Annotated in this window: 12 protein-coding genes; 5 read left to right on the forward strand and 7 right to left on the reverse strand. The window is 29.9% G+C overall.

Features of this window, described 5'->3' with window-relative positions:
- The first annotated feature begins 336 nt into the window (after nucleotides 1-336).
- On the forward strand, nucleotides 337-756 hold the full coding sequence (locus B6F84_RS03840) for a universal stress protein (RefSeq protein ID WP_148691008.1): 420 nt from the start codon (nucleotides 337-339) through the stop codon (nucleotides 754-756).
- A gap of 255 nt (nucleotides 757-1,011) precedes the next feature.
- Here B6F84_RS03840 and B6F84_RS03845 read toward each other — a convergent pair whose 3' ends face one another.
- The 4 genes from B6F84_RS03845 to B6F84_RS03860 form a co-directional block, all read right to left on the reverse strand.
- On the reverse strand, nucleotides 1,012-2,100 hold the full coding sequence (locus B6F84_RS03845; RefSeq protein WP_148691009.1) for an MFS transporter: 1,089 nt from the start codon (nucleotides 2,098-2,100) through the stop codon (nucleotides 1,012-1,014).
- A gap of 118 nt (nucleotides 2,101-2,218) precedes the next feature.
- Complete coding sequence (locus B6F84_RS03850; protein WP_148691010.1) at nucleotides 2,219-2,794, reverse strand: hypothetical protein; 576 nt, start codon at nucleotides 2,792-2,794, stop codon at nucleotides 2,219-2,221.
- Nucleotides 2,788-4,452: a DNA polymerase domain-containing protein gene (locus B6F84_RS03855; RefSeq protein ID WP_148691011.1), complete on the reverse strand. Its 1,665-nt coding sequence runs from the start codon at nucleotides 4,450-4,452 to the stop codon at nucleotides 2,788-2,790. The genes B6F84_RS03850 and B6F84_RS03855 overlap by 7 nt, the downstream gene beginning before the upstream one ends.
- Nucleotides 4,398-4,679, reverse strand: a complete 282-nt coding sequence (locus B6F84_RS03860) for a DNA polymerase II (RefSeq protein WP_236749050.1) — start codon at nucleotides 4,677-4,679, stop codon at nucleotides 4,398-4,400. Before B6F84_RS03860 ends, B6F84_RS03855 begins: the two co-directional genes overlap by 55 nt.
- A 365-nt stretch (nucleotides 4,680-5,044) precedes the next feature.
- On the opposite strand from B6F84_RS03860, the gene B6F84_RS03865 reads away from it, so the two are divergent.
- Entirely contained in the window at nucleotides 5,045-5,878 is an 834-nt protein-coding gene (locus tag B6F84_RS03865) for an MBL fold metallo-hydrolase (RefSeq protein ID WP_148691012.1), read from the forward strand.
- Nucleotides 5,879-6,171: 293 nt separating this feature from the next.
- Here the strand turns inward: B6F84_RS03865 and B6F84_RS03870 are convergent, their stop codons facing one another.
- On the reverse strand, nucleotides 6,172-6,864 hold the full coding sequence (locus B6F84_RS03870) for a protein-L-isoaspartate O-methyltransferase family protein (RefSeq protein WP_148691013.1): 693 nt from the start codon (nucleotides 6,862-6,864) through the stop codon (nucleotides 6,172-6,174).
- Nucleotides 6,865-6,947: 83 nt separating this feature from the next.
- On the opposite strand from B6F84_RS03870, the gene B6F84_RS03875 reads away from it, so the two are divergent.
- Nucleotides 6,948-8,243, forward strand: a complete 1,296-nt coding sequence (locus B6F84_RS03875; protein ID WP_148691014.1) for an ATP-binding protein — start codon at nucleotides 6,948-6,950, stop codon at nucleotides 8,241-8,243.
- Nucleotides 8,244-8,246: 3 nt separating this feature from the next.
- On the opposite strand, the gene B6F84_RS03880 is transcribed toward B6F84_RS03875, so the two are convergent.
- Nucleotides 8,247-9,155 (reverse strand): alpha/beta hydrolase, encoded by a 909-nt coding sequence (locus B6F84_RS03880; RefSeq protein WP_148691015.1) that lies wholly within the window; start codon nucleotides 9,153-9,155, stop codon nucleotides 8,247-8,249.
- 346 nt (nucleotides 9,156-9,501) lie between these two features.
- On the opposite strand from B6F84_RS03880, the gene B6F84_RS03885 reads away from it, so the two are divergent.
- Together B6F84_RS03885 and B6F84_RS03890 are read left to right on the forward strand one after the other, a co-directional pair.
- On the forward strand, nucleotides 9,502-11,376 hold the full coding sequence (locus tag B6F84_RS03885; protein ID WP_148692829.1) for a 2-oxoacid:ferredoxin oxidoreductase subunit alpha: 1,875 nt from the start codon (nucleotides 9,502-9,504) through the stop codon (nucleotides 11,374-11,376).
- A complete protein-coding gene (locus B6F84_RS03890) occupies nucleotides 11,363-12,277 on the forward strand; it encodes a 2-oxoacid:ferredoxin oxidoreductase subunit beta (RefSeq protein WP_148691016.1) in 915 nt (304 codons plus the stop codon). Before B6F84_RS03885 ends, B6F84_RS03890 begins: the two co-directional genes overlap by 14 nt.
- A 99-nt stretch (nucleotides 12,278-12,376) precedes the next feature.
- On the opposite strand, the gene B6F84_RS03895 is transcribed toward B6F84_RS03890, so the two are convergent.
- On the reverse strand, nucleotides 12,377-13,294 hold the full coding sequence (locus tag B6F84_RS03895) for a sulfurtransferase TusA family protein (RefSeq protein ID WP_148691017.1): 918 nt from the start codon (nucleotides 13,292-13,294) through the stop codon (nucleotides 12,377-12,379).
- Between the last annotated feature and the right edge of the window lie 13 nt (nucleotides 13,295-13,307).

Consider the following 13,307-nt stretch of genomic DNA (forward strand, 5'->3'; position numbering starts at 1 on the left):
TCATTCAAAGAGATTTTATGAAGTATTGTTAGTGAAGTTTTCTATCTATTTTGTAATATAACATTATATGCGTAAAATTAGAAAGAATAAATATAAACTTTCTATTGTTTACGAGGAATAATAGGAATTTTTCAATGAGCTCTCTCTTTGTAGTCAACGATTGCGTTAAAATATTGTAACTACATTTAAATCTTTTAATCAAAATTTTTCAACTATTCTTACATAAAAGTAGAACAAAATGGCTAATTAATCTATTAAGAGTTAAAAATATCGCTTTAAGTAAAATAATAGAAAAGTTTAAATCTTATGAATCGAAATCTATAACAGTGAACACATTTGTACAAAAAAATATTAGTTGGTTACGATGGCAGTCCTCATTCAACAAAAGCTTTACAGCATGCTCTAAATTTAGCTAAAATGCATTCGGCAAAAGTGGTGGTAGTAGAGGCGATAGAATCTCCATCAGACTACGTAATAGAAGGATATTCAAAAGAAGACCATGTAAAAACCAGAGAGAAAATTGCATTGCATACGGAAGAAATGAAAAGATTATCATCAGAACACGGAGTCCCTATAGAATATAAAGCTGCAAGAGGACCTCCAGCAGAAGTAATCTCAAAATTTGCTGAGATGGAAGATGTAGATATAGTTATACTTGGAAATAGAGGATATAAAGGATTTAAAAAGTTAATATTTGGTAGCGTTAGTTCTGCAGTATCTGAAAGAGTAAAAAAGCCTGTATTGATAATTAAATAGAATTCATTTTTATAATTTATAAGGGAATTTTTTTATCTTTTATTCAAGTAATTCTAATAATTTAATAAATTAAAGTAACTCATGTCCTATAATAGAATAAACAAACCTCGCCTCTCTGGGGTCAGAGTGAGAAGGATTAGTGGTTTTCGTAAGTTCAGTTAAACTCCAAAGAGTAAGAATAATGCGGAATAATGAAATCTAATGAGACCAAAACCTCTTAATATTTTAGTCTATTGGGTCTAATTAGAGATGAGATTACATCATATTAATTAATATTAAAGATATAATTGGACCTAAAGCTAATCCTATAATTGCAAGTGATGGAAAACCTAAGTAGATTAAACCCCCTACAAATAGGGGAGCTAATAATGAACCTATCTGAGATACAGCATTAGCAAAACCCATTGATTTACCAGCATTTTCATTTCCCATTAACTTTACTATTAAAGAATCTGTTGTAGGCCTATAGAGAAAAGATGATATTCCTAGGATTACAGATATAGGGATAAGAAGGTATAACGTTTTGGAAAATGCTACAATAACTGCAGAAATAATAAAAAGTATTAGCGAAATTTTTACCGCATAAGATTCATTTTTACTTTTACTAGCTAATATAATAGAAATAAATTGTCCTAAAGCATAAAAGAAAAACAGTATTTCTGCATCAATTTTGCCTATTCCATCGTATAGAACTAAGAAAGGAAAAAGCCAAGAAGAAGTCCCCCAAGTTCCCCAAAGTTCTCCTGCTCTAATTATTGAAGCTTTTATCATTTTTTTATTTAATATAATTTTTCTAAATCCTTTGTTAGGAGTATGATTAATTTTTAAGTTAAGCGATAGAAAAGAAGTTGAGAGCAAAATTATAATAACAGCAATGTAAAAATAAGTCCAAAAAGTTAAAATCAAGGACGAAATTATGGCTAAAATTAAAAGAACAATAGGTGCAGCACTTTCTAACAAAGCAATATAACTAGTCACTTGATTTCCTATAGAAGATACTATTTTAATTGAAGAAGGAAAAAGTCCAGCAGTAAATACTCCTTCTAAGAGATAAATAACATATAATTGTATAACGTTAGTAATAAATAAAACAGATATTAGTGTTAGCCCAGATAATAATGCAGAAATAAATATTATTTTTTTAGGACCTAAATAATCTATATAAATTCCCCAGAATATAGAACTAGAAATGTAACCAACGTAAAACAAAGATAAAACTGCTCCTATTTCTACTGAATTTAAATGTAAAAGATAAGAGAAAACTACAGCAATAACTCCCCAACTTAGCCTTAGCATTAGCTGAATAAATGTTGCAGTCCAACTCAATGCGAAAACAAATTTCATGAGAAAGTAAAGAGTAGTTTAAGATAAAAATGTTTCATATCTAACTAATTCCATTTTAATTTAGCTTAGTTTATTCAGTAACTATTTCTCTTTTTCCCTTTTTTGTAAATTTCTCCTATTATAACCATTTAACCAAACCTTCGCTTTCCTCAATCTTTCCGTAAAGATTCCATATACTGCTAGGAATTTCCATTTCTTTAGTTGTAATACTCTTTTTTATTATAAATCGAAATCCTCCTTTTTCTCTTTCAATTTTTATTAAACTATGGGTAGAATGCAAACCAAATATAGAACCTTCCTTTTCTCTATCCATAAAACTAAAAATAAACTTTTTAGTTCCTATTTTTAATTTCCTTATTGATGATATAATTTCATTGTAATTTTTTCTATGATGATAGGGATCAATAATAATTAAATCATGTCCATTCATACTTTCTATAGTGGGAGGAACATCTTCAGGCTTAAATGCTCTTCTTAAATAAACTTCTCCATGAGTACTAAAAACGTGTTGGAATCTCTTTATTAAATATGGATCGAGCCCACCTCTTTCAGAAACTATAACTACAAATACTGGAGCAGAGAGAGCTATAACTCTATGATAAAATGGTATTAACACATTAGAAGAAGAATAAAATTCCACTATTTCGTCTTTTGAAATTATTTTATCGATAGAAGCAAAACCAGTCGTTAGCATTGTATCATCTCCATGACATCTTCAAATTCTCTGTTCAAGTACTCCTTATAGTAGAATACGTCCTTTCCGTAGTAACCATGCCTAGCATCGTAAAATCCTTTAATACCTCTAACATAAGGTATACCCTTGATAAAGATAACATAATCTTTTGGTTCTCCGTTAAGTATTCTTTTGTTATAAGCAGAATATAATTCTTTAATTTTTCTTTTAGAATTCCTTACTTCATCACAATTTTTAGCATCTCTCAATATTAATAGAATATCATTTAGAAAATCTTTAATTATGTTTGGCATATTCCTTCTTATGAAACCTTTAGCAATAATTTCTTCATTTGTTTTAGCAATATATCTCATAGGATAAGGAGTTTCATTCTTAGTGGACGTAAAAATTACCCATTGCAATTCCTTATAATCCAATTTAAGGCCAGTCTCATCTTCTATTTTGTCGATTAATCCTTCTATATTACCTCCCTTAACAATTAACGAGTCTATAATTCCATGAAGTACATCAAAACCTAAGCTTTCGGCTATTTCAATACTTTTCCTCAAAGTTTTTCTTGAGAAATAAGTTACCATTTCATAAGCTTCGATTTTACCGAAGCGAGAGTTTCTATAACCTAAGTAACCGAAAGACGCAACTAATATCCATTTTATGGCATTTGATCTTTCTTCATCAATCTTTTTTAGTTCTTCCTTTCTTCTTACTAACCATTCGAGTGCTTCTGGTACTATTCCTTTTTCCTTTAGGCAAATAGAATGTAATTCAGTTTTTATATCGTCACAAACGTCTATAGTTTCGGCTGAAATATTGTATTTAATTATTAAAGAAGGATACATAGATTTAAAATCGATTTGATAAACACTATCGAAACATCCTAATTTAGGAAAAATAACCAATCCGCCCTTATCTGCTATTTCTATGTCTTCCATTTTCCTCAGTTTTTCTACTCTAGGAACAACGTTAGGAACAATAATTTTTCTCTTAAACGCAATCCAGGCTTCGTTAGTAGTTAAAGCTTTTCCTATACTAGCATAAGCTATTTCATGAATAGGCGTTCTAGTAACATAAGACCACTCTACTAAACCCTTAATAGAAACTGGAGAACGTTTTCTTTCTCCTTGAATTTTTACTTGAGCCTTTACATTACAAGGAAAACCGTAGCATTCTACAATATCAGCCTCAATCGAAGCAAGATCATTATAGTAGAGTATATCTTTTTTCTTTTTCCCATTAATCTCTACTTCAAAAATATTTTCAGCCCCATTATACCATCGTAAAAATCTAATAGTTACCAAATTAATTTCAGGAAATTCCTTATCTGAAAAAGAACACGGTATTAATCCTAGCCTGTCTATTGTCTGAGATAAAACTGTAGGTAGTTCATTTACAACTTTCAATCTTTTCCTTAAATAGTAGTATGCGCTAAAGCTTTCAACTTCAAATCGATAAAGTGGAACCTCTTTTCCTTCTATGGTTTTCCATACTTCTTTTTCGTAGTACCTCACTTCAGGATGCTGTAATACTACATCTGGATTGTCAGTTATTACGTAAACGGGAAAAGTTGTTTTTACTATTTTTTCTCTGAAATTATTAAAAAGTAATCTTATCCCTCCTTTGATTGGGACAGCGTCAAGCAAGTATTCTTCCATTTTTCCAATTCCTCCTCAAATGTAATAAGCATAGAAAGAATAACTAAATTGTAAGGATCAAAGAATTCATCATATGACGCGCTCTGTAGATATCTTACTTTCTCTTTACTTTTTTCTATCAATTTTTCAAGGTCGTTAGAATGGAAATGTAAGGCAATCTTTCTTAAAGTTTCTAACTCTTGGTCGACTGCTCTAGTATAAGATGGTTGAGTTCTTCCCATGATATTAGTTTTCATTTTGAGGGAAATAAATAGCGAGAGAGAAAACTGTAACTAATATTTTAATATTTGAATAAAAATATAACGTAAATAATACCAAAAGCAGGTATAATCTATTAAGTAAAATTTAAGAAAAATTTCACTCAAGTCTCTTTATATGTATTAAGGAAATTCGACAGATCCAGTTTCTTTATAACTTGAATATAATTTACAGCTACTGTACTCTTAGAGATTATCAAAAACGAAATACTCTCTTTTCTATCTTCATTCAATAAATGAATGCTAAATTTGTTAAATAAAAATAGTTAACGATTTAGGAAGATTTTTAAGTAAAAATAGAAAAAATATGAAAATTTTATTAACCATTTTATCTAATATATAGTATGGATCAAATAGGAAGTTTAAAAATTACTGTATTAAGTGATAATTTTACAAGTACAATTATTCCTCCATTAATAGGTGAATGGGGATTTTCTGCATTAATAGAAGCAGATGACGTAAAAATACTATTTGATGTAGGAAATTCAGGTTTTCCAGTTCTTTATAATTCTGAAAAACTTAACATAGATTTGAAAAGCATAGATTATATAATTTTAAGTCATGGGCATTCTGATCACACTGGAGGATTAGGAAATGAGAAATTACTTTCTCTTTTGAAAGGTAAAACGCTGATTGCACATCCTGGAATTTTTGAGAAGAAATTCCTTAACTGGAATAATAAGCTTCAATATATAGGATTGCCATTATCTAGAGAAGAATTAGAACGTAATTTTCAAGTAATATTAACTAAAAAACCTTTAGAGTTCGCTAAAGGATTAATTTTTAGTGGAGAGATAAAGAGATATGGTCATCCAGAATTAAATTCTGGATTGTTTAAGGGAGAGGAAGATGGTATTGAAAGCGATCATCTATATGACGATATTGCATTATTTATGAATACAAGTAAAGGAGTAGTGGTATTGACTGGGTGTGGTCATTCTAATGTTTTAAATATAGTAAATTATGCTAAAGAGGTAACCAAAGAGAAAATATACGCAGTCCTAGGTGGATTCCATCTTCTTTCATCTAACCCACAGCAAGTTAATGAAGTAATCAACGAAATTTCTTCTGAAAGCAGTAAAATAGGTCCTTCTCACTGTAGCGGAAATCTAGCAAAGAGTGTTGTTACTAAAGATAAGTTTGTAGATTTCGGTGTCGGTAAAACATTTGAAATTTAAGGAAATAGTTTTAACATTAATGGGGGTTAAGGGGGCGGAAATCCCCATCAGAAGTTGGGATGAATAGCTCCCTTATAGAAAAAGTTTTTGTATCAACGAAACGAAAAATTCATTTGGTTCTACTGGGCTGAAAGAGCTAGCTTATGAGGGATGGACTGCCTGTGGAGGGGAAACCTCTACTATACGCTTACGTATAGCAAGTTTCCCTAAAGAAGCAGGAAATCCTCATCGTGAGGTGGGGATGCTTCGTCGTAAGGCGGAGTAGTTCACGATAATATGAGATACATATTTTTCTATATTTTTTCTTTAAGCATTTCCATTAATTTTTTTATTTGCTTTTCAAGTCTTTCAATTCTATCGTCGTCTTCTTCATCCTCATAAAATCCATATATTCCTTTCATTTTCATGAAAATTACATTTGTGAGTTTTTGGATTTGAGGATTGTTTTCATCTATTTTTATAATTTTGTAAAGAGACTGTACCTTGCCTGTTCCAATTGGTACTATCATTATTCCTCCTTCTTTTAATTGTTCGTAAAGTTTACAAGGTATTGTGGGTGATGCTGCCCAAACTATTATTCTGTCAAACGGTTTTTCTTTTTCTAGTCCTAAAGTTCCATCTGCCTTTATCACTTCTACATTATTATATTTTTTTAACTTTTCTCTAGCATAATTATACATATCATTGTTTATTTCTAATGAAAATACTTTATCTACAATTTCAGCCATTAGCGCTGTGTAATATCCTATTCCAGTACCTATTTCCAAAACTTTTTGTGACTTATGTAAATCTAAATTATCTAACATGTATATCCCTAAACTAAGTGCAGTAGTAGTTATTTCTGGGATTATTTGTAAGGGAGTATCAACGTATTTTTTATCATAAGCGTATTTTTTTAATAAGTCAGGAAGGAAATCTTCTCTATTCACTTTCAAGAATGCTTTATACAATTCTGCATTCTTTATTCTTGATGCTATTTCTTCCATGAGAGTATATTATTTCTAGATATAAAATAGACTTCTAAAATGAAGTACAGACGTGAATAAGGCTTAAAATCATATTCTAAAATATGATATTTATGAATATGATATTTATAGATAGGGAAAGAGAACTTGAAAGCTTAAGGAAAAGGCTTAATTCTTCCAACTTTGAGTTCATAGTAATTTATGGTAGAAGGAGAATAGGGAAAACAACATTAATATTGAAAGCGATACAAGATATGGAAAATAATTCTGTATATTATTTAGCTACAGAAAAAAATAATCTACAGAAATTTAAGGATGTTTGTAAATTAAAATTTCCTGAAATAGAATATATCAAAGAAGATTGGGAAGCGTTATTTCACTTTCTAAAAGATAAGATAATAATTATAGACGAATTCCCATATATGATTGAAGAAGATAAAACAATATTATCTACTTTCCAAAAAATTGTAGATAATATACTTAATACTAAAACAAAATTAATTCTGGTAGGATCTTCAATTTCAGTTATGGAAGATGTAATATCATATAAAAGTCCACTATATGGGAGAAGGACAGCGTCAATGAAAATAAAGGAATTAACTTTTAAGAATTTAAAAAATTATGGATTTGATATAGAAGAAGCAGTTAAAATTTATGGTTTTACAGGAGGAGTTCCACTCTATTTAAATAAAGTTAAACCACCATTTTATGAGTGGATAAATGAAGAGTTGAAGAAAGTAGATTCTTTCGTAAAAGATGAAATGGATTTTCTTTTAAGGTACGAATTTAAGGAAATTTCAACTTATAAAGAAATATTGTTTGCTATCTCTTTAGGTAAAAATAACCTAGGTGAAATAAAGGATTTCGTAAAAGTTAACGGTGATATAAGTTCTTATTTAAAAAAATTAGAGAGAATAGAATTAATATCTAGAGAGATTCCAGTTACTGAAACTAATAGCAAAAGAGGAAAATATGTAATTTTAGATAATTTTACTAATTTCTGGTTTAGATTTATTTATCCGAATTTAAGCTTAATAGAGGAAGGAAAATATGAAATAGATAAAAATGAATACAATCAGTATCTTGGTTTTATATTTGAGAAAATTGCTAAAGAGTACGTTAAATCCAGGTATAGCGTTAAGAAGATAGGTCGTCAATGGTGGAAAGATATAGAAATAGATATTCTTGCATTAGGTAATACTAAAATAGCTGGAGAATGCAAATGGAGCGAAGACGTTAATCCCAGCAAGATATTAGCTAATCTGGAAGATAAATTGAAGAAGTTAAAGATTTCTGTAGATAAATATATTATATTTGCGAAAAGCTTTACCAATTACGAAAAATTGGATAATACAGAATTAGTTGATCTAGAGACTTTAAGGAGATGGTATTTGTCTTAATTTTTACTCTAATCTATTCTTTAGATATCCTGCTATTTGCTCTATTGCAGTTCTTCCTTCATCTAAATACTTATGAAAACTTATGAATCCATGTATTACTCCATTATATCTTACGGAAGTTGATTGGTTTCCATTTATTTTTAGTAAATGAGAATAAGTTTCTCCTTGATCTCTTAATGGATCATACTCTGCAGTTATAACTAGGGAAGGAGGTAAATTTTTCAAATCAGCAAATATAGGTGAAGCATAATGATTTAACCCATCTTTAGGGTTTGAAAAGTACATTGACCCAAACCATCTCATTAGTTGATAAGTTAGAAAATATCCTTCAGAATATTCGAAAGTTGAAGGAGATATGTCTACCATATTTACTGCAGGATATATTAAAACTTGGTATTTTATCATGTTGTCGTTATTATCTCTAGACATAAGACTAACCACTGCAGCTAAGTTACCTCCTGCACTATCTCCTCCTACTGCCAATTTAGAGGAATCTAGCGAATACTTTTCTGCATTATTATACAACCATTTTAATGCATCATAAGAATCGTTTACTGGAATTGGAAATTTATATTCCGGAGATAACCTATAACCAACAGAGGCTACAGCAATTCCTGATTTAGCTATTATGCTACATATACTATCGTGAGTTTCTATACTTCCTAGTACGAAACCTCCTCCATGATAATATACTAGAAATGGATATTCTTTTTTCTTCTCTTTTGGATAATATATTCTAGTCGTTATCTCTCCATCTTTTACTGGAATTTCGATATCTTCTGTATCTATTTCTTTATCTTTCGTTTCTTCAATAAAAAATGAATCGTGAATTCTTCTTATCTCGTTTACTGGAATGCTTAAATTAAGGTTAAATTTTCCTAGAATTTCCTTGATTTTAGGATCTAGAGGCATAATTTAATATAGTTTTTACTGTATTTAAAGCATGTCAGAATATATCTTATATAATTTATAAAATATTAAACAAATATTTTTGCTTTTTATTTCATCATTATAATTTAATTGGGCTTATATTGTTGAAAAGTTGTTAATTTATCCGCGTAACTTATATATAGTACTTCATTATAAGATTAGAAAATTGAATATTAGTTTATAGATTATCTTAATTACAGAGTAATAATTTATCATTATAAATAGAGTATTATCATAGATTTGAAGTAGAATACTTTAATTTTTACAATATACTTTTGTTTGTTTCTAGATATATTTTAAATATTAGGAGAACATAATTATACTTATGATTAGAATTACATGGATGATAGGTGGAGCACAAGGTGCTGGTGTAGATACATCTGCTAATATTTTTGGTAATGCTATAGCGTCAGCTGGTTATTACATATATGGAAATAGAGAATATTACTCTAACATAAAAGGAAGACATAGTTATTTTAACCTAACTATTAGCGATGTAAGAGCTAGAAGTATTGCGAATAAAGTAGATATTTTAGCTTCTTTTGACGCTGAAACCTTATTCCAACACTTTACAGACGTAAATAAAATTGTAATATATAATAAAGGTGTAAAATCAACTCAGCTGAACATGGTACAAAGCATGGAACCAGAAATAGTTGAGAGAGTTTCAAAGATTTTAGATTCTTATGATAAAAATGTAGAAGGTGTTTTGAAGTATCTTAAAGATAGAAATATTAAATTAATAGAAATTGATTATGATGATATACTTAAAAAGGTAGCAACGGAAATGAAAGTTCCTCTTTCTGTTGTAGAGAGAACTAAAAATACTATAGCCATTGCCGTTTCTTATGGTCTCTTAGGATTACCTAAAGAGAACTTATTAGAGGCGTTAAAGAAGGCATTTAAACAAGATACTTTCGTAAAAATGAATTCTATAGCTGTCAACGAAAGCTTAAACTTGGTTAAACCAGAATTTTCTTTAGAAGTTTTAAGTAATAAAAAGAGAAGAGTACAAATAGATGGTAATACTGCTGTTGCAATGGGTAAAATTTATGGAGGAATAGGATTTCAAAGTTATTATCCAATAACTCCAGCTAGCGATGAAAGTACATATATAGAGGCTCATCAAGAAGTTTTATATGAAGATCCATCTACAGGAGATAAGAGAAAAAGAACCATTGTAGTAGTTCAAGCAGAAGACGAATTAGCTGCAGTTAACATGGCTTCTGGAGCTTCATTAACTGGAGTCAGAGCTGCTACAGCAACTTCTGGGCCAGGATTTTCTCTGATGGCTGAAGGAATTGGATGGGCAGGAATGAACGAAGCACCTATAGTCATTACCTACTATATGAGAGGAGGTCCTTCTACTGGACAGCCTACTAGGACTTCTCAAGCTGATCTAAAATTTGCACTAAACGCCGGACATGGAGAATTTCCTAGAATAGTATTAGCTTCTGGAGATCATGTAGAGGCATTTCAAGACGCATTATTAGCCTTTAATTTAGCTGAAAGATATCAAACTCCTGTTATTCATCTAGTAGAGAAAGCTCTAGCAAATGCATATTCGATTTTCGATGTAGAAGAGTTAGAATTTGAAAAACTTAAAATAGATAGGGGCAAACTGGTAGAGCCATCAAATTATTATGAACGTTTCAGTTTTACTGAAGACGGAATATCGCCTAGAGCATTTTTAGGTCAAGGTTTTATGTTCTATACTGGAGATGAACATAATCCATACGGGCATATTTCAGAGGATCCGGAAAATAGAACTAAAATGTATGCAAAAAGAATGAAAAAATTGGAAGTAGCAGATAAGGAAATACCAGAAGAAGATAGACTAAAGGTATTTGGTGAAGACTCCAAGATAGCTATATTAACATGGGGATCTCCTAAAGGTGCTGTGTTAGATGCAGTTGACGAATTATCTAATGAAGTTAAGATTCAAGTTATTCAACTCAGAATGTTTAATCCATTTCCTAAGAATTTAATGAAGAAACTTCTCTCAGATAAGGAAGTGATAATAGACATAGAAGGAGATTATGAAGCACAAGCAGCCCAGGTTCTTAAGGAGAAAACAGGAATAGATGTGACAAACTATATACTAAAATGGAACGGTAGACCTATGGCTAGAGATGAAGTAAAGGATGCTATTCTTGAAACATTAAAAGGAAAGAAGGAGGTGATATTAAATGGCGGAGCTTAAGTTTAAACCAGAATGGAATGATTGGTGCCCTGGATGTGGTAATTTCGGAATCTTGAATGCTGAACAAATGGCTATTAATGAACTAGGATTAGATACTAAGAAGGTAATACTAGTATCTGGAATAGGATGTTCCGGGAAGACTCCTCATTTCTTTAGATATCCTATAACAGGTGTGCATACTCTCCACGGTAGAGCATTAACTTTTGCATCAGGAATTAAATTATCTAATCCTTTACTTCACGTAATTGTTAATGCTGGTGATGGCGATCAATTAGGTATAGGAGTAGGACATTTCGTTAGCATTGGAAGAAGAAACATTAGTTTAACTGTAATAATTCATGATAATCAAGTATATGGTTTAACTAAAGGCCAGGCAGCTCCTACACTTAGGAGGGGAATAAAAACTAAATCCTTGCCTAAACCAAATATAAACGATGCTGTTAATCCAATAGCTTTAGCAATATCAGCTGGCTACACTTTCGTAGCAAGAGGATATGCTTATGATGTAAAGCATTTAAAGGATTTAATGAAAATAGCTTTCTCTAGAAAAGGTTTAAGTTTGATTGACGTCTTGCAACCATGTCCAACATATAATGATATCATGACTAAGGAATATTTAGATAAGAGAGTTTACAAGTTAGGTGCAGATTGGGATCCAGTAGTAAGGAAAGAAGAAGAAAAAGAGGATAAGATGGCTAAAGCAATTATAAAATCAATGGAATGGGGAGATAAAATACCTATAGGAATATTTTATCAGAATGATTTAGTTCCTTCCTTCGAAGATAGAATAGCTGATAGTGCTAAAAGTTATAAAGAGATTATACCATCTTATGTGCCAATTCATAGAGATGGTAAGCCAACAACAATAATAGATGATATACTGAAAGAAAAGGAAGTATGAGCTAAGAATAATTTTTCTTTCTGTTACTCTTTAACAAGGTTTTTTTAATTAACTTATAAAAATCAAAATTATCTTTTTTTGGAATTGTGTAACATATTCTTAATTTAGTGATACTAATCTATAAACTCTGAATTTACCTTTTAATCCATCAATGACGCTAATAGCTGCATCATTAAAAAACGTTAATCCTTCATACTCTAGTCTTATTTCCTTGAGTTTTTCATTACCGTAAGATATTAAGAACCATCCTCTTCCTTCTGGAGATGCTACAGTTATATTATCTTTATCATAATATAATAATTCTTGGCTAAATTTACTATATTCTTCAATTTTTTCTATTTTATTATATTTTAGAATGGATAAAGCAATTCTTTTATAATTTTTAAGACATACTTTAAAGTCGGGTAGCTTAGGATCTTTTATTTTTAAAAATATGAATGAAACATAATCTCCCATATTAAATGCTTGCGATATAAATCCTAGTTCTTTGGCAATTATTGGGAAAATTTTTGTTGAAGCAACACAATCAGATAATACTTCAATTTTTTCTCCAGTTTTCATATTTTCTAGGATTTTAAGTAGTGAAATCTCAGCTAATGGACATGATAAACCTCTTATGTCCTCTAAAACTTCTGCTTCATCTTTAAATATATTTATATTATTCTTTAGCTCTCTTTTTACACTTTTTGAAAAGTATTTTCCATATTTCTCTATCAATATGATGATTTTATTTATTAAAATATTTTTTAAGGACGATATACCATCATAATTTATTTCTATCTTATTGTTATTAATTTTAAATGTTATCTTAAATTTACCATACGGTTCTAAGATCTTTAAACTATTATCCTGTTTTTTTATAAAGCATGTAAATTCTATATTTTTTAAAATTTTTACTGTTCCTTCATAACCCCACTCTAATCTCTTTACATTTTCCAATGAGAGAAGTTTGTACGATCTTTCTAAATCTAAGAGTGTAGATGGATCAAAATCTATGTTTAGTACTTCAGATTCCATAAATATAGTTAGA

The sequence above is a fragment of the Acidianus manzaensis genome (assembly GCF_002116695.1).
GTDB lineage: Archaea > Thermoproteota > Thermoprotei_A > Sulfolobales > Sulfolobaceae > Acidianus > Acidianus manzaensis.

Excerpts from the sequence above, each read along its gene's own strand:
- B6F84_RS03890 (WP_148691016.1), top strand. The coding sequence starts at position 11,363 with ATGGCGGAGCTTAAGTTTAAACCAGAATGGAATGATTGGTGCCCTGGA.
- B6F84_RS03850 (WP_148691010.1), bottom strand. The coding sequence starts at position 2,794 with ATGCTAACGACTGGTTTTGCTTCTATCGATAAAATAATTTCAAAAGAC.
- B6F84_RS03895 (WP_148691017.1), bottom strand. The coding sequence starts at position 13,294 with ATGGAATCTGAAGTACTAAACATAGATTTTGATCCATCTACACTCTTA.
- B6F84_RS03845 (WP_148691009.1), bottom strand. The coding sequence starts at position 2,100 with ATGAAATTTGTTTTCGCATTGAGTTGGACTGCAACATTTATTCAGCTA.
- B6F84_RS03865 (WP_148691012.1), top strand. The coding sequence starts at position 5,045 with ATGGATCAAATAGGAAGTTTAAAAATTACTGTATTAAGTGATAATTTT.
- B6F84_RS03875 (WP_148691014.1), top strand. The coding sequence starts at position 6,948 with ATGATATTTATGAATATGATATTTATAGATAGGGAAAGAGAACTTGAA.
- B6F84_RS03860 (WP_236749050.1), bottom strand. The coding sequence starts at position 4,679 with ATGAAAACTAATATCATGGGAAGAACTCAACCATCTTATACTAGAGCA.
- B6F84_RS03870 (WP_148691013.1), bottom strand. The coding sequence starts at position 6,864 with ATGGAAGAAATAGCATCAAGAATAAAGAATGCAGAATTGTATAAAGCA.
- B6F84_RS03880 (WP_148691015.1), bottom strand. The coding sequence starts at position 9,155 with ATGCCTCTAGATCCTAAAATCAAGGAAATTCTAGGAAAATTTAACCTT.